This window comes from Rhodoferax sp. RT4P68 (genome assembly GCF_056521305.1).
Map to the genome: position 1 here is coordinate 67,496 of NZ_JBWMBB010000001.1, position 15,323 is coordinate 82,818.

A 15,323-nucleotide genomic window follows, 5' to 3' on the forward strand; every position below is an offset into this window, starting at 1 on the left:
GTGCGGAGGCTTTCAGCAGTTGAGGACGGCCAAGGCGGCCAGCGGCGCGGTCTCGGCGCGCAGCACGCGCGGCCCCAGCGTCAGCGGGGCGAAGCCGGAGGCCAGGGCCTGGTGTTCTTCGTCGGGCGTGAGGCCGCCTTCGGGGCCGTTCAGCAGCGTGACGGCCGATTGGCGTGGCACCTGTTGCAGCCCTTGTGCCCCGGCCTGCAGCGTGAGCAGCAGGCGCAGGCCGGCGTCGGCGGGTACGGGCCCGGCCAGCCACGCCGACAGGTCACGCACAGGATGGACTGCAGGAACGCGGTTGCGCCCACATTGCTCGCAAGCGGCAACCGCCACGGCCTGCCAGTGCGCGGTCTTCTTCGTGGCGCGGTCGCCCTGCAGGCGCAGCACGCTGCGCGCCGAGAGCAGCGGCTGCACGCTGGCCGCGCCCAGCTCTGCCGCCTTCTCGACCAGCCAGTCCATGCGGTCGTTGGCCGGCATGACCACTGCCAGGTGCACGGCGTGCGGCGCTTCCCGCTCGACGTTGTGGTGCGTGCCGACCTCGACCGTCACATCGCTGCGGCCCATCTGCGTGACGGTGGCGTCGAATTCGCCGCCCTCGCCGTTGAACAGCGTCAACCCCTGGCCCGGTTGCATGCGCAGCACCTGCACATGGCGCGCTGCGCCGGCAGGCAGCGCCAGTGAGACGCCGCTGGCCAGTGGCACGGGGCAATGGATGCGGGGCATGTCAGTGGCGCCTGGCGGCCAGTGGGCACTGACGCGATCCATCGGAGAGCTGAGATGCGTGAAGCGACGAGCGTGGGGGCATGGGCGGTTACATCCGCCCGTAGGCGAACCCGGTGGCCGCCTGGGTGCCTTCGACCTGGTCGATCAGCCGCAGCAGCGGCTTGAGTTCGCGGTAGCGCCCGGCGGTCGCGCGGATGTAAGCGATGAAACGCGGGGTGTCGGCCAGGTACTTCGGCTTGCCGTCGCGCAACGTCAGCCGCGCGAAGATGCCTGCCACCTTCAGGTGGCGCTGCAGGCCCATCCATTCGACGGCGCGGTAGAAGGCGCCGAAGTCGTCGCCCCAGCCAGAGGGGCTGTTGACACCCAGCAGGCCGGCCTTTTTCGCCTCTTGCCAGTAGCGCACGGTGATGTCGATCACGAAGTCTTCCTCCCAGCTCAGGAAGGCGTCGCGCATCAGGCTGGCGATGTCGTAGGTGATGGGGCCGTACAGCGCGTCCTGAAAATCCAGCACGCCGGGCCGAGCGTCCGCGCCAGTCGGGGCCATCAGGTTGCGCGGCATGAAGTCGCGGTGCACGTACACGCTGGGCGCTTCCAGGTTGTTTGCCACGATCGCCGCGAAGGTCTGGTCCAGCGTCTTGCGCATGGCCTCGTCGATCGTCACGCCGCGGTGCTTGACCAGATACCAGTCGGGGAACAGCGCCAGCTCACGCTGCAGCACGGCGGCGTCGTAGGCCTGCAGCACGCCGGGGCGCGAGGCCAGCTGCCAGGCGATCAGCGTATCGACGGCCTGCAGGTAGGCAGCGGTGTTGGCCTGTGGGCGTTCCGGGTCGATCAGCGCCATCATGGTCTGCGCGCCGAGGTCGCTGAGCAGCAGGAAGCCGCCGGCCGCATCCCACTCGAGCACCTGCGGCACGCGCAGGCCAGCCTCGCCCATCAGCGCGGCAATGCGCACGAAGGGCTCGCTGTTCTCCTGCGCTGGCGGCGCGTCCATGACGATGCGGCTCGTGCCGTCATGCGCATCGAGGCGCAAGTAGCGGCGAAAGCTGGCATCGGCCGAGGCCAGGCGCAGCGTGGCCGGCAGCAGGCCGTGGCGTGGCGCGGTCTGCGCCAGCCAGCGCTGGAACAAGGCTTCGCGTTGCGGGTCGGCCCAGTCCACAGGCGTGTGGGAGGGCGTGTCGATGGGCGGGGGGGGCGCGCCGGGCGAGCCGGTTGGTTCGGTCTTCTGGCTCATGGATAATGAATTCTACAAACCCGGGTCGTCTGCCGCCCCGGTGGCACCAGTGGCGCCGGCCCGGCTTTTGGCGCGTCGAACCGCTCATTTTTGGATTTGCCCGGATGCCCGGACTGCCCTCTTCCTCTCAAATGCTCCCCGCGAAATTCGACCTGCCGCATGCGGCGCCTGCCGGCCTGTTCACACCAGGCCGCGTGGCCGGTGCGGCAGCGCTCTTGTGTCTGCTGCTGCACGTGCCCGACGCGCGGGCACAAGCCACAGAAGATGACGCACCGCTGGTGCTCAAGCCCAGCACCAGCCTGCAGGAGCAATGGCCCGCCGAGGTGCGGGGCCAGTTGCCCACGTTCTTCTCTGGCGAGCGCAGCACCGGCCGGCCGAACCTGGAGACGGTGCTCGAAGGCGACGCCATGATGCGCCGCGGCGACACCATGATCCAGGCCGACCGCCTTTCCTACGACCAGGCCACCGACATGGCCCGTGCGCAGGGCAATGTGCACATCAACCACGGCGGCAATGTCTACGACGGCCCGGCGCTGGAACTGAAAGTCGACGCTTTCGAGGGCTTCTTCGAGGGCGCGCGCTACCGGCTGCTGCGCGGCGGCGCGCACGGCGAGACCAGCCGCGTGGACTTCGTCGACGACCAGCGCGCCGTGCTGCGCAACGCCACTTACACCACCTGCCGCCGACAGCCTGGCCCCAGCTGGCTGCCCGATTGGGTGCTGTCGGCCACCACCATCCACATCGACAACGAGGAAGAGGTGGGCGTCGCCAGGGGCAGCGTGCTGCGCTTCATGGACGTGCCGATCCTCGCGATGCCCGTGGTCAGCTTCCCGCTGACGGACAAGCGCAAGTCCGGCTTTCTGCCGCCCACGGTGGCCATCGACAACCTGGCCGGCGTCGAAGTGCTGGTGCCCTACTACTGGAACATCGCGCCCAACCGCGATGCGACGCTGTACCCCTCGGTCATGAGCAAGCGCGGCGTGAACCTGGGGGGCGAGTTCCGCTACCTGGAGCCCACCTACCAAGGTCAGATCCGCGCCGATTACCTGCCCAACGACAAGCTGCGCGACCGCGACCGCTGGGGCTACTCGGGCACGCACGCCGGCGTGCTGTCCACCGGGCTGCCGATGGTGGGCAACCTGGGCTATTCGCTGAACGCCAACCGCGTCAGCGACGACAACTACTGGCGCGACTTCTCCAGCGCCACGACCTCGCTGACTCAGCGATTGCTGGCAACCGATGGCAACGTGAGCTGGGCGCGCGGCTATTTCTCGGCCGGCGTGCGCGCATTGAAGTACCAGACGCTGCAGGACGTGACCGCGCCGATCACGCCGCCGTACGACAAGCTGCCCCAGGTCACCGGCCGCTATGCCCGCTATGACGTGGCCGGGCTGGATTTTTCCGTCGATGCCGACTACACGCACTTCTCGGCCGACCGCAGCCTGACGCGCCAGCCCAACGCCCGGCGCAGCTACCTGCTGGGCCAGATCAGCCGGCCCTTTTTGCGGCCTGGCTGGTTCTTCACGCCCAAGATGCAGCTGAACGCGACCAACTACCAGTTCGACCAGCCGCTGGCCAATGGCGCGACGACGGCGAACCGCACCGTGCCCACCTTCAGCGTGGACAGCGGCCTCGTCTTCGAACGCGACGCCAACTACTTCGGCCGCGCCTGGCGCCAGACGTTGGAGCCGCGCGCCTTCTACGTCAACACCCCTTACCGCGACCAGAGCGCGCTGCCCAACTACGACTCGGGCGTCACCGACTTCAACCTGGCCACCATCTACACGGAGAACGCGTTCGTCGGCAACGACCGCATCTCCGACAGCAACGTGCTGACGCTGGGCGTCACGACCCGCTTTCTGGAGCCCGACACCGGCGCCGAGGTGGCCCGCTTCGGCCTGGCCCAGCGCCTGCGCTTCAAGGACCAGAACGTCTACCTGCCCGGTGGCACGCCGGTGGTGGACCGGGTCAGCGACTTTCTGGCCGGTGCCTCCATCAACTGGGCGCCGCAATGGACGCTGGACACCATGGTTCAGTACAACCCCAAGACCCAGCGCTCCGAGCGCTTCACGGTCGGCGGGCGCTGGAGCCCGGGCAACTACCGTGTGGTCAGCGCGGCCTACCGCGTGCAGCGCGCCACCAACACCCTGGCGCAAAGCGAGCAGGTCGACATCGGCTGGCAGTGGCCGCTGAACGACCTGTGGGGCGACCGTGGGCGTGACCTGGGCGCCGGCATGGGCCAGGGCGAAGGGCGCTGGTACAGCGTGGGCCGGCTCAACTACAGTTTGGTCGACCGCAAGTTCGTCGACTCCATCATCGGGCTGGAATACGACGGCGGCTGCTGGCTGGGTCGCTTGGTGGTCCAACGCGTGCAGCGCGCCGAAGCCGTACCGAACTCCAAGATCATGTTCCAGCTCGAATTCGTCGGCCTGTCGCGGCTGGGCTCCAGCCCGCTGCGCACGCTGAAGGACAACATCCCCCGCTACCAATTCCTGCGCGAGCAGGTCACGACCTCGAGCCGTTTCGGGTCCTACGATTGAATTGTGTGAGACACGCCATGCCCCGCAAGACCCTTGCCTTCCGTTTGTCCGCCGTGGTGCTGGCCGTGGCCTCGCTGGCCGCCGTGGCGCCTGCGGTGCAGGCCCAGGCGCCGCAGGCCACACCGACGCGGCAGTCCGACTACATCGTCGCCGTCGTCAATTCCGAGCCCATCACCAACCTGGACGTACAGCGGCGCATCGCACGCGTCAACCAGCAGGCCGCGCAGCAGGGCACGCGCCTGCCCCCGCGCGATCAACTGGCCCGCCAGGTGCTGGAAAGCCTGATCGTCGAACACGCCCAGTTGCAGCTGGCCCGCGAGATGGGCATCAAGGCCGACGAAGCGGCCATCGACCTGGGTGAGCAGAACGTCGCACGCCAGAACCAGATCGACGTGGCCGAACTGCGCCGCCGGCTGGCGCGCGATGGCGTGACGCCGACCCAGTTCCGCAACGACATCCGCGACCAGATCATGCTGACCCGTGTGCGCGACCGCGAACTGGACGCGCGCGTGAAAGTCAGCGACGTCGAGGTCGAGCAGTACCTGCGCGAGCAGGCGGACGCGCCGGCTGCCCCGCCGACGGAAATCAACCTGGCGCAGGTGCTGGTGGCCGTGCCCGAGAACGCCACGCCCCAGCAGGTGGCCGAGCGCCAGGCCCGTGCGCAGGATGTCGCCAAGCGCGCCAAGGCGGGTGAGGATTTCGCCGCGCTAGCGCGCGCGTTCTCCGACGCCACCGATGCGGCCGGCGGCGGCGAGCTGGGCCTGCGCAGCCCGGACCGCTATCCGCAGCTGTTCCTGGACGCCACGGCCGCGCTGACCACTGGCGCGATCACCGAGCCGGTTCGCTCCGGCGCCGGCTGGCACGTGCTCAAGGTCGTCGAGAAGCGCCAGGGCGGCGCGGGCATGGCGGTCACGCAGCAGCACGCACGTCACATCCTGCTGCGCGTCACCCCGCAGCAGACGGAGGACGCCGCGCGCGCCCGCCTGGCCGACATGAAGCGCCGTGTGGTGGCCGGACAGGCCGATTTCGCTTCGTTGGCGCGCGCCACTTCGCAGGACGGCAGCGCGGCCGAAGGTGGCGACCTGGGCTGGTCCAACCCGGGGCAGTTCGTGCCTGAATTCGAAGAAGTGCTCGAGTCGCTGCAGCCCGGCCAGATCTCCGATCCCATCGTGTCGCGGTTCGGCGTGCACCTGATCCAGCTGATCGAGCGCCGGCAGTACACGCTGGGCCCGCGCGAGCAGCGTGAGATGGCGCGAGGCCTGGTGCGCGAGCGCAAGATGGAAGAAGCCTACCGCACCTGGCTGCAGGACCTGCGCGCGCGTGCCTACGTCGAGCTGCGCGAAGCGCCGCAGTGACGATGGCCCGGTGAAGCACATCGCGCGCAAGCGCTTCGGCCAGCACTTCCTGACCGACAGCGGCATCATCGACGCCATCGTGCGCGCCATCGCGCCGCAGCCGGGCGACCCGATGATCGAGATCGGCCCGGGCCTGGCGGCGCTGACGCAGCCGCTGGTCGAACGCCTGGGGCGCCTGACCGTGATCGAACTGGACCGCGACCTGGCCCAGCGCCTGCGCCAGCGCCCGCAGCTGGAGGTCATCGAATCCGACGTGCTGAAGGTCGACTTCAGCGCGCTGGCCACTGCGGGCGTGCGGCTGCGGGTGGTCGGCAACCTGCCTTACAACATTTCCACGCCCATCCTGTTTCACCTGCTGGAGCACGTCGACGCGATCCGCGACCAGCACTTCATGCTGCAAAAGGAGGTGGTCGACCGCATGGTGGCCCGCCCCTCGACGGCCGCCTACGGCCGGCTGAGCGTGATGCTGCAGTGGCGCTACGCCATGGAGAACGTGCTGTTCGTCGGGCCCGAAAGCTTCGATCCGCCGCCGCGCGTGGACAGTGCCGTCGTGCGCATGTTGCCGCTGGCCGAATCCGCCGGTGTGGATGTGGCGCTGCTGAGCGAACTGGTGCAGGTCTCCTTCAGCCAGCGCCGCAAGCTGCTGCGCCACGCGCTGGGCCGCTGGCTGGACGCACGCGGGTTTGGCGGCAGCTTCGACCTGCAGCGACGCGCCGAGGAGGTGCCGGTGGCCGAGTACGTGGCGCTGTCGCAGGCGCTGCCACCGGCGCCGCCATGAAATGAAAAACGCCCGTCAGCGACGGGCGTTGTGTGCGAGCCAGGGCGGGGTGCCGGTCAGGCAGCTGCCAGCCAATAGCCGGCGTTGAAGGGGCTGCTCATGCGCAGCGCCAGGGGGGACACGTCGACCAATTTGTCGGTGGGCATCTTCTCGCCCGATTCCGTGGTGAGGTCAATGCCGGGCACGGCATTGTCCTGAGCCTCGTTCGCCCGTTCTGCTTGGCTGGTGGATGCAGAACGGGCTACAGAAAAGAATAGAAACACCTGAACGGTATTTTTCGGTCTCCCCAGTAGTCCGCGGCGTCACGAAAAATGTCCAGAAGCTGTTCGCGCGCTTCCTTGTCGAACTTGGCGTTGGCCGGAACCTGCTCCAGCACGACGATGAAGCCGGGCTGCGGGCCCGACTTGTGCAGCGGGTCGGTCATGCAGTCGTACAAGGCATCGAAGTTCTTGCCGAAGTGCGTCGGAAAGGTGAACTGCTGGGCGATCAGGTCCAGCACATCCTGCTTGCTCTGGGCGCTGGACAGGTTGGCGTACAGGAAATGGTGGCCCATCGATTGCGCGGCCTCCTGCAGATCCTGCACGCGGAACGCTCGTATCGACTGAACGATATTGGTTCGCACAGTACGAAGTGGCGCATCCAACTCCGCTTTAACGTTAGTCATCAAAATACCCCGGTCTCACAAAAATAATAGCCGCCGCCGTCTTCAATGGACGATTCGTCGAAAGCTCGCATAGTGGTCGCTGGTGTAGTAGCAACCGTCCGGCGCTGCAGGGCGAGCGCCACCGCACACGATGCGCTTGGCCCCCCGGTTGCGTGCCCCATGGCGCGCCACCGTGTATTCCCGGTAGTAACCCCTGCTCCGCGCCGGCAGCAACCGTTCGCGGTTGCCGAACACGGTACCGTCCTTCTCGTAAGGAAACGGACCTCCGTCCAGGATCCTTCGGTAGGTGAGCCGCCCTTCGGGGGGCAGTTCATCCAGCCGAACCTGGGCCGTGTCCACGGTGGCGAGAGGCTCTCGCGAATGCACCGAAACGGTGCTAGTTGCCAGGACCAACGTCGTCAGGCAGCCCAGCAAAGCTCTGCCAAGGGCGTGGCGGGTCGAAAACAACATGGGGAGACATACCTTGCGCGAACTCCGGGTTAACCCCCGGAAATCAAGCGCGCTAGTGTGCCCCAAGGCGTCCTGAAAAGCAAGGCTATGCCCAAAGATTGGGCATGAAAGTGAAGGGCAATCGCAGCGTTAAGTTGGTGCTTGCTTTGCCCTCGGGCGTGCAGCGATCAGCGCACAGCGTTGGCGTCGGCAACCGTCAATGCGGTCATGTTCACAATCCGGCGCACGGTGGCGCTGGCCGTCAGGATGTGCACCGGCTTGGCCGCCCCCAGCAGCACCGGGCCGATGGCGATGTTGCCGCCGGCTGCTGTTTTCAACAGGTTGTAGGCGATGTTGGCGGCATCCAGGTTGGGGAACACCAGCAGATTGGCGTCGCCGGCCAGGGCGCTGTGCGGCATCAGGGTGGCGCGCTGCGTGCCGTCCAGCGCCACGTCGCCGTGCATCTCACCGTCCACTTCCAGCCATGGGGCCTGCTGGCGGAGCAGGGCCAGCGTCTCGCGCATCTTGATGGCGCTCGGCTGGTTGCTGCTGCCGAAGTTGGAATGCGACAGCAGAGCAGCCTTGGGCTTGAGCCCGAAGCGGATCATCTCCTCGGCCGCCAGCGCCGTGATCTCGCACAGCTCGGCCGGCGTCGGGTCGTAGTTCACATGCGTGTCGACCAGGAAGATCTGCCGATCCGGCAGCAGCAGGCCGTTCATGCAGGCGTACACCGGCACGCTCTGCGACGTGCTGTCAGCGCCACCGGGGTGCTTGCCGATCACCTGATCGATGTACTGCAGGTGCGTCTGGGTCGTGCCCCAGGTGCCGCAGATCATGCCGTCGACCTCGTCCTTGTGCAGCAGCATCGCGCCGATCAGCGTCAGCCGGCGCCGCATCTCGATCTTGGCCAGCTGCGCTGTCGTGCCCTGGCGCTCGGTCATGCGGTGGTAGGTCTGCCAGAAATCGCGGTAGCGGTGGTCCTGTTCGACGTTGACGATGTCGTAGTCGAGCTCTTCGCGCAGGCGCAGGCCGAACTTTTCGATGCGCTGCGCAATGATGGCCGGCCGTCCGATCACCGTCGGGCGGGCGATGCCTTCGTCGACCACGATCTGCAGCGCGCGCAGCACGCGCTCTTCCTCGCCTTCGCAGAACACCACGCGCTTTTTCTTCGCGCGCTTGGCGGCGTCGAAGATCGGCTTCATGGTCGTGCCCGAGGCGTAGACGAAGCTCTGCAGCCGGTCGCGGTAGGCGTCCAGGTCGAGGATCGGGCGCTGCGCCACGCCGCTTTCGTGCGCGGCCTGCGCCACGGCCGGCGCGATCTTCATCATCAGCCGCGGATCGAACGGCTTGGGGATCAGATATTCAGGCCCGAAGCTCAACTTCTCGCCCACATAGGCCGCCGCCACGCGTTCGCTCTGCTCGGCCTGCGCCAGCTCGGCGATCGCATTCACGGCCGCGATCTCCATTTCGTCCGTGATCGTCGTGGCGCCGCAGTCCAGCGCGCCGCGAAAGATGTACGGGAAGCACAGGACGTTGTTGACCTGGTTCGGGTAATCGGTGCGGCCGGTCGCCATGACGACGTCGTCGCGCACCGAGCGCGCGTCTTCCGGCGTGATCTCGGGGTTTGGGTTGGCCAGCGCGAAGATGACGGGCTTGGCTGCCATCTTGGCCACCATCGCAGGCTTGAGCACACCACCGGCCGACAGGCCCAGGAACACGTCGGCCCCTTCGATGATCTCGGACAGCGAGCGGGCCGTCGTGTTCTGCATGAACTGACGCTTGTCATCGTCCATCAGCTCGGTGCGGCCTTCGTAGACCACGCCGGCCAGGTCGGTCACATACACGTTCTCGCGCTTCAGGCCCACCTTGAGCAGTAGGTTCAGACACGCCAGCGCAGCCGCGCCCGCGCCCGAGGTCACGAGCTTGACCTCGGCAATGTTCTTGCCCACGACCTTCAGGCCGTTCAGCATGGCGGCCGCCACGGTGATGGCCGTGCCGTGCTGGTCGTCGTGGAACACCGGGATCTTCATGCGCTTGCGCAGCTCACGCTCGACGAAGAAGCAGTCCGGCGCCTTGATGTCTTCCAGGTTGATGGCGCCGAAAGTCGGCTCCAGCGCGGCGATTACATCGACCAGCTTTTGCGGGTCTTTCTCGTCGATCTCGATGTCGAACACGTCGACGCCGGCAAACTTCTTGAACAGGACGCCCTTGCCCTCCATGACCGGCTTGGACGCCAGCGGGCCGATGTCGCCCAGGCCCAGCACCGCCGTGCCGTTGGTGATGACGGCCACCAGGTTGCCGCGTGCGGTGTATTTGAAGGCGGCGTTCGGGTCCTTGACGATCTCCTCGCAGGGAGCGGCCACACCGGGCGAGTAGGCCAGCGCCAGATCGTGCTGGTTGACGAGCTGCTTGGTCGCCGTGACGGAGATCTTCCCGGGCACCGGGAACTCGTGATAGTTCAGCGCCGCCTGGCGCAGTTCCGCGCGTTTTTGTTCGTTGCTCACCGGGATGCTGGACATGTTCGTCTCCTGCGGCCGGCCGTCAGGCTCACGCCCAGAAAACCCGCCTGATGCGTCAAAGGGAACGGGATTGTAGGCCCGGTCCCACAGCCCCCAAACGGGCCGCCAGGTCACGCAGTTGTGACAATTTCCAAGGCAATCAGCCACTTGCTGACACGCATTCGTCCGAATCTTGCGGGAATACCCGCTGCACACGGCGAGCCGCCCTCCACAAAATCCGTTTGTCCGACAAACGTACAGAGCAACGCCACGTCACGCCACCACCAGGAGACCGGGGAATGGAGGACCGCCGCCACAGCCCGCGCCGCAAGGCCACCACGGCGTCCGTCTCGGGCGGCCGCGCCGCGATGCCTGCGCAAGACACCTCCATGTTCAGCCGCTTGCACCTGGCGCCGGCGTACAAGCAGGTCTCCAGCGAGATCGAGCGCTCCATCGTCTCTGGCCAGCTGCAGCCCGGCATGCCCTTGCCCACCGAGCAGAGCCTGGCCGAGCGCTTCGGCGTGCACCGCTCCACCGTGCGCGAGGCAATCCGCCAGATCGAGCAGGAGGGCCTGGTCCAGCGCCGTGAAGGCCGCCGGCTGTTCGTCACCCTGCCGGGCCTTTACGACCTGGCGCCCCGGGCAGCGCGCATGTTGCTGTTGCAGCAGACCACCTTCGAGGAACTGTGGCAGGTGGCCGTCACGCTGGAGCCGCTGGCCGCCCAGCTGGCCGCCACCTCGGCAACGCCGACCGATCTGGACGAGCTGGCCCACAACACCGAGCGCACCGCCGCGCTGCAGGCCCAGGCCGGCGACTCGCCCGCGCACAACCAGCAGCTGGTGGAGCTGGACATCGAATTCCACGCGCTGGTCGGCCGCGCCAGCCACAACCGGGCGCTGATGCTGGCGCGCGAGCCCATCAGCCTGCTCTACAACCCCACGCTGCTGCAGATCCACGACCGGCTGCCGCAATCCCGCGCGCGCAACCTGGCGGCGCACCACGCCATCGTGGACGCGCTGCAGCGGCGCGACGCGGCCACCGCCGCCGAGTGGACGCGCAAGCACATGGTCGATTTCCGCAGAGGTTTCGAGATGACGGGCCTGGACATGCAGGCCCCCATCGCCAAGGCCCATTCCCTGTAAACCGGCACCACACCACCACTAGGAGACAAGCATGACAACGAGACAGACCGCACGCGTGGCCGCACTGGCCCTGGCCGCTCTGGCCGCCACGGCCCAGGCGCAGGAGAGCTTCAAGATCGGCATCGTCAGCTTCCTCTCGGGCCAGGCGGCCGAGAGCTTCGGCATCCCGGCCGTCAACGGCGCCAAGGTGCTGGTCGACGCCTTCAACCAGGGCGCCGCACCTGCGCCCTACAACAAGCCCGGCATCGGCGGCATGAAGATCGAGGCCGTCTACGTCGACGAGAACGGCGGCGCCACCAAGCAGGTGCAGGAGCTGCGCAACCTGTACGACCGCGAGAAGGTCGACGCCGTGGTCGGCTACGTCAGCTCGGGCGACTGCCTGGCCGTGGCGCCCGTGGCCGAGGAGCTCAAGCGGTTCCTGATCCTCTACGACTGCGGCACGCCGCGCGTGTTCGAGGACGGCAAGTACAACTACGTGTTCCGCACGGCCTCGCACGCCACCATGGACAACGTGGCCCTGGCCCGCTACATGAAGGCGCGCAACATCAAGGCCGAGAGCTTCAACATGATCAACCAGGATTACGCCTGGGGCCATGACTCGCGCGCCGACTTCAAGTCCGCCATGGGCCAGCTGTACCCCGATGCCAAGCTCGGCGAAGACCTGCTGCCCAAGTTCGGCGCCGGCCAGTACGGCACCGAGATCTCGGCCTTGACGGCGCGCCGTGCCGACATCACGCACTCCAGTTTGTGGGGCGGCGATCTGCAGGCGTTCATTCTGCAATCCGGCCCGCGCGGGCTGTTCAAGCGCACGCAGGTCGTGCTGTCGGCCGCCGACCATGTGCTGACCAACCTGGGCGACAAGATGCCCGACGGCACCATCCTCGGCGCGCGTGGCGCCTATGGGTTGCTGTCGGCCAAGACCCCGCTGAACGACTGGTGGTGGGCCCTGTACCAGAAGGGCCACAACACGTACCCGGCGCAGGCCCCGTACCGCATGGCCCAGGCACTGATGGGCCTGAAGCTCGCGGCCGAGAAGGCCATGGCCGCCAACGGCGGCAAGAAGCCCACGCACGAGCAACTCGCCGCTGCGCTGAAGGGCAGCGAGTGGGATGCCCCGGGCGGCCGCATCCGCATGACGCTGGGCGATGGCCACCAGGCCACGCAGCCCACCGCCATCGGCAAGACACGCTTTGATGCCGGCAAGAAGATGGTGGTGCTCGAAGACATCCAGCGCTTCGCCGCCGACTGCGTGAACCCGCCGGCCGGCATGAAGTCCGAGGATTGGATCAAGGGCGGCATGCAGGGCGCCAAGTGCGAGTGACGGCACACGGATGATGAGCACCGCCATCACCATTCTGGTGGACGGCCTGAGCTATGCCTCATGGCTGTTCATCGTCGCGCTGGGCCTCACGCTGGTCTTCGGTGTGCTGAAGATCCTGAACATCGCGCACGGCAGTTTCTATGCACTGGGCGCGTACGCGGCCGCCAGCTTCGTGGCCTGGTTCGCCACGATGGGGCTGGCCCCCGCCTGGTCGCTGGTGGCCATGCTGCTGGCGGCAGTGGCCGTGGCGGCACTGGTCGCACCGTTGACAGAGCGCGGCTTGCTGCGCTTCTTCTACGGCCGCGACGAGGTGCTGCTGGTGCTCGTCACCTACGCCATGTTCCTGATGCTGGAGGACATCACCAAGCTGCTGTGGGGCGCCAACCCGTACTACGTCTCCGAGCCCTACGGCATGTTCGGCAATGTCGAGATCGGCGAGCAGATCTACGTGGGCTACGACTTCGCGCTGATGGGGCTGGCCGTGCTCGTGGGCGTGGCCGTGTGGTGGGGGCTGAACCGCACGCGCCAGGGCAAGATCGTGCTGGCCGTGATCCACAGCGAAGAGGTCGCCTCCAGCATGGGCGTCAACGTGTCGCGCGTGTACATGCTGGCGTTCTCGGTCGGCATCTTCCTGGCGGCCATCGGCGGGGCGTTCACGGCACCGTTGATCTCGGTGCAGCCGGGCGTCTCGGTCGGCGTGATCATCGTCTCGTTCGCGGTCGTCATCATCGGCGGGCTGGGCAGCATCGAGGGTGCGGCCATCGGCGCGCTGATCGTCGGGCTGGCGCGATCGTGCGCCGTGCACCTGGCGCCGCAGGTCGAGCTGTTCGCCATCTACGTGGTCATGGCGCTGGTGCTGATGTTCCGGCCCGAGGGCCTGTTCCAGCGCATTCAAGCCAGAAAGATCTGATGAAGACCGCTTCCATTTCTGCGCCCGCCGTGGCGCCTGCGGCGTCGCGCGGCAACGCCGTCTTCTGGGGTGGCCTGGGCCTGCTGGTGGCGCTGGTCGCGATCGGCGCCTGGCTGCCGCGCTGGCTGGTGTTCCTGTTGACCATGGCCGCCTCGCATGGCCTGGTGTCGCTGGGCATCGTGCTGCTGATGCGCAGCGGCGTGGTGTCGTTCGGCCAGGGCCTGGTGTTCGCCGTAGGCGGCTACTGCGCAGCACTGGCGTTCAACCACCTGGGCGTCACGGATGCGCTGCTGCTGGCCCTCGTCGGCGGGCTGGCCTCGCTGCTGGTGGCCGCCCCCTTCGCGCCGCTGCTGGCGCGTTACCGCGGCATCTTCTTCGCGATGCTGACGCTGGCGCTGTCCATGGTGTGCTACGGCGTGCTGGTCAAGACGACATCGCTCGGCGGCTCGGACGGCTTCAACATGGGCCGGCCCACTCTGCTCGGCCAGAGCCTGTCGGACGAGCGCATCGCCTACGTGCTGTACGGCGTGACCATCACCGTGGCCGGCGTGCTGGCTTTGCTGGCGCGCGTGTACTTCGACTCCACGCGCGGCCTCATCGCGCTGGCCGTGCGCGACAACGAGCTGCGTGTCGAATACCTGGGCGGCTCGGTGCGCCAGGCCGTGGCGCTGAACTTCGGCATGGCCGCCTTTGCCGGCGGCTGCGGCGGCGCGCTGACCGTCATGTCGCTGGGCCACATCGACCCGAACTTCAGCTACTGGACGACGTCCGGCGAGTTCGTGTTCGTCGCCATCCTTGCCGGCTCGCAAAGCGTGCTGGCGGTGTTCGTGGCCTCCACGCTGCTGGAGATCGTCCGCTCGTTTTCCAACCTGTACTTTCCGAACACCTGGCAGCTGTCGCTGGGGCTGTTCCTGCTGCTGATGATCCGCTTCCTGCCGGGCGGCATCGGCTCACTCTGGATCAAAAAAAAATGAGCGAGGACATCCTGCTGCGCGCGCGCGGCGTCGAGAAGCGCTTCGGCGCGGTCGTCGCCGCCAGCGCCATCGAGATCGCCATTGCCACCGGTGAGCGCGTCAGCCTGATCGGCAGCAACGGCGCGGGCAAGACCACCTTCGTGAACATGGTGACGGGCTACTTGAAGCCCGACACCGGCAGCATCGAGCTGGCGGGCCGCGACATCACGCGGCTGGACCCGCGCGCCATCACGCACCTGGGCGTGGCGCGCTCGTTCCAGATCCCGCAGCTGTTCGCCGAGCTGACGGTGCTGGAGAACATGCTCGTCGCCATCGCCTGCCATGGGCAACGGCTGTCGTTCTGGCGGGGCGCGCGCCGCGCCGATGCCGTGGCCCGTGCCGACGCGCTGTTGCAGCGCTTCACACTGGCAGAGCACCGCGACCGCCGCGTGGCCGAGCTGCCCGGCGGCGTGCGCAAGCTGCTGGACATCGCCATGGCGATGACCGGCCAGCCGCGCCTGTTGTTGCTGGACGAGCCCACCAGCGGCGTGGCCGCAGAAGAGAAATTCCCGATGATGGACATCATCATGAACGCGCTGGGCCAGGACGCCATGACCGTGCTGTTCGTCGAGCACGACATGGACATCGTCGAGCGCTACGCCGGCCGCGTGGTCGCGTTCTACGCCGGCCGCATCATCGCGGACGATGTGCCGCAGGTGGCGCTGGCCGCCGATGACGTGCGCCGCTATGTCACCGGCACCTTGCATTAGGAGCGC

The 15,323-nt window shown here is 67.4% G+C and carries 14 protein-coding genes; 8 read left to right on the forward strand and 6 right to left on the reverse strand.

What is annotated here, in order from left to right:
- Positions 1 to 12: 12 nt before the first annotated feature.
- Together AC099J_RS00350 and AC099J_RS00355 are read right to left on the reverse strand one after the other, a co-directional pair.
- Complete coding sequence (locus tag AC099J_RS00350) at positions 13 to 726, reverse strand: 16S rRNA (uracil(1498)-N(3))-methyltransferase (protein WP_479613208.1); 714 nt, start codon at positions 724 to 726, stop codon at positions 13 to 15.
- 88 nt (positions 727 to 814) lie between these two features.
- Positions 815 to 1,957 (reverse strand): aminoglycoside phosphotransferase family protein, encoded by a 1,143-nt coding sequence (locus AC099J_RS00355; protein ID WP_479613209.1) that lies wholly within the window; start codon positions 1,955 to 1,957, stop codon positions 815 to 817.
- A gap of 131 nt (positions 1,958 to 2,088) precedes the next feature.
- On the opposite strand from AC099J_RS00355, the gene AC099J_RS00360 reads away from it, so the two are divergent.
- From AC099J_RS00360 to rsmA, 3 genes are read left to right on the forward strand one after another with little or no spacing between them, the layout of a single operon-like run.
- Complete coding sequence (locus AC099J_RS00360) at positions 2,089 to 4,497, forward strand: LPS-assembly protein LptD (RefSeq protein WP_479613210.1); 2,409 nt, start codon at positions 2,089 to 2,091, stop codon at positions 4,495 to 4,497.
- Between the two features lie 17 nt (positions 4,498 to 4,514).
- The gene (locus AC099J_RS00365; RefSeq protein WP_479613211.1) at positions 4,515 to 5,852 is read left to right on the forward strand and encodes a peptidylprolyl isomerase; all 1,338 of its coding nucleotides are present in this window, start codon (positions 4,515 to 4,517) and stop codon (positions 5,850 to 5,852) included.
- 10 nt (positions 5,853 to 5,862) lie between these two features.
- Positions 5,863 to 6,630, forward strand: coding sequence for a 16S rRNA (adenine(1518)-N(6)/adenine(1519)-N(6))-dimethyltransferase RsmA (rsmA, locus tag AC099J_RS00370; RefSeq protein ID WP_479613212.1), 768 nt, complete (start codon positions 5,863 to 5,865; stop codon positions 6,628 to 6,630).
- Positions 6,631 to 6,686: 56 nt separating this feature from the next.
- Here the strand turns inward: rsmA and AC099J_RS00375 are convergent, their stop codons facing one another.
- The 4 genes from AC099J_RS00375 to AC099J_RS00390 form a co-directional block, all read right to left on the reverse strand.
- Positions 6,687 to 6,815, reverse strand: coding sequence for a hypothetical protein (locus AC099J_RS00375; RefSeq protein WP_479613213.1), 129 nt, complete (start codon positions 6,813 to 6,815; stop codon positions 6,687 to 6,689).
- A gap of 56 nt (positions 6,816 to 6,871) precedes the next feature.
- On the reverse strand, positions 6,872 to 7,294 hold the full coding sequence (locus tag AC099J_RS00380) for a barstar family protein (protein ID WP_479613214.1): 423 nt from the start codon (positions 7,292 to 7,294) through the stop codon (positions 6,872 to 6,874).
- Between the two features lie 42 nt (positions 7,295 to 7,336).
- Entirely contained in the window at positions 7,337 to 7,744 is a 408-nt protein-coding gene (locus tag AC099J_RS00385; protein WP_479613215.1) for a guanyl-specific ribonuclease, read from the reverse strand.
- A gap of 167 nt (positions 7,745 to 7,911) precedes the next feature.
- Positions 7,912 to 10,242, reverse strand: a complete 2,331-nt coding sequence (locus tag AC099J_RS00390; protein ID WP_479613216.1) for an NADP-dependent malic enzyme — start codon at positions 10,240 to 10,242, stop codon at positions 7,912 to 7,914.
- Positions 10,243 to 10,520: 278 nt separating this feature from the next.
- On the opposite strand from AC099J_RS00390, the gene AC099J_RS00395 reads away from it, so the two are divergent.
- The 5 genes from AC099J_RS00395 to AC099J_RS00415 are packed head-to-tail and all read left to right on the forward strand — an operon-like array spanning position 10,521 to position 15,317.
- Complete coding sequence (locus AC099J_RS00395; protein ID WP_479613217.1) at positions 10,521 to 11,363, forward strand: FadR/GntR family transcriptional regulator; 843 nt, start codon at positions 10,521 to 10,523, stop codon at positions 11,361 to 11,363.
- Positions 11,364 to 11,394: 31 nt separating this feature from the next.
- Positions 11,395 to 12,684: an ABC transporter substrate-binding protein gene (locus AC099J_RS00400; RefSeq protein WP_479613218.1), complete on the forward strand. Its 1,290-nt coding sequence runs from the start codon at positions 11,395 to 11,397 to the stop codon at positions 12,682 to 12,684.
- A 13-nt stretch (positions 12,685 to 12,697) separates the two neighbouring features.
- The gene (locus tag AC099J_RS00405) at positions 12,698 to 13,594 is read left to right on the forward strand and encodes a branched-chain amino acid ABC transporter permease (protein ID WP_479613219.1); all 897 of its coding nucleotides are present in this window, start codon (positions 12,698 to 12,700) and stop codon (positions 13,592 to 13,594) included.
- Positions 13,594 to 14,568: a branched-chain amino acid ABC transporter permease gene (locus AC099J_RS00410; protein WP_479613220.1), complete on the forward strand. Its 975-nt coding sequence runs from the start codon at positions 13,594 to 13,596 to the stop codon at positions 14,566 to 14,568. The genes AC099J_RS00405 and AC099J_RS00410 overlap by 1 nt, the downstream gene beginning before the upstream one ends.
- A complete protein-coding gene (locus AC099J_RS00415) occupies positions 14,565 to 15,317 on the forward strand; it encodes an ABC transporter ATP-binding protein (protein WP_479613221.1) in 753 nt (250 codons plus the stop codon). Before AC099J_RS00410 ends, AC099J_RS00415 begins: the two co-directional genes overlap by 4 nt.
- Positions 15,318 to 15,323 lie beyond the last annotated feature (6 nt).

Bases quoted from the DNA above. Each gene is read 5' to 3' on its own strand.
- AC099J_RS00410 (WP_479613220.1), top strand. From the start codon at position 13,594: ATGAAGACCGCTTCCATTTCTGCGCCCGCCGTGGCGCCTGCGGCGTCG.
- AC099J_RS00390 (WP_479613216.1), bottom strand. From the start codon at position 10,242: ATGTCCAGCATCCCGGTGAGCAACGAACAAAAACGCGCGGAACTGCGC.
- AC099J_RS00405 (WP_479613219.1), top strand. From the start codon at position 12,698: ATGAGCACCGCCATCACCATTCTGGTGGACGGCCTGAGCTATGCCTCA.
- AC099J_RS00415 (WP_479613221.1), top strand. From the start codon at position 14,565: ATGAGCGAGGACATCCTGCTGCGCGCGCGCGGCGTCGAGAAGCGCTTC.
- AC099J_RS00380 (WP_479613214.1), bottom strand. From the start codon at position 7,294: ATGACTAACGTTAAAGCGGAGTTGGATGCGCCACTTCGTACTGTGCGA.
- AC099J_RS00365 (WP_479613211.1), top strand. From the start codon at position 4,515: ATGCCCCGCAAGACCCTTGCCTTCCGTTTGTCCGCCGTGGTGCTGGCC.
- AC099J_RS00360 (WP_479613210.1), top strand. From the start codon at position 2,089: ATGCTCCCCGCGAAATTCGACCTGCCGCATGCGGCGCCTGCCGGCCTG.
- AC099J_RS00395 (WP_479613217.1), top strand. From the start codon at position 10,521: ATGGAGGACCGCCGCCACAGCCCGCGCCGCAAGGCCACCACGGCGTCC.
- AC099J_RS00385 (WP_479613215.1), bottom strand. From the start codon at position 7,744: ATGTTGTTTTCGACCCGCCACGCCCTTGGCAGAGCTTTGCTGGGCTGC.
- AC099J_RS00400 (WP_479613218.1), top strand. From the start codon at position 11,395: ATGACAACGAGACAGACCGCACGCGTGGCCGCACTGGCCCTGGCCGCT.
- AC099J_RS00350 (WP_479613208.1), bottom strand. From the start codon at position 726: ATGCCCCGCATCCATTGCCCCGTGCCACTGGCCAGCGGCGTCTCACTG.
- AC099J_RS00355 (WP_479613209.1), bottom strand. From the start codon at position 1,957: ATGAGCCAGAAGACCGAACCAACCGGCTCGCCCGGCGCGCCCCCCCCG.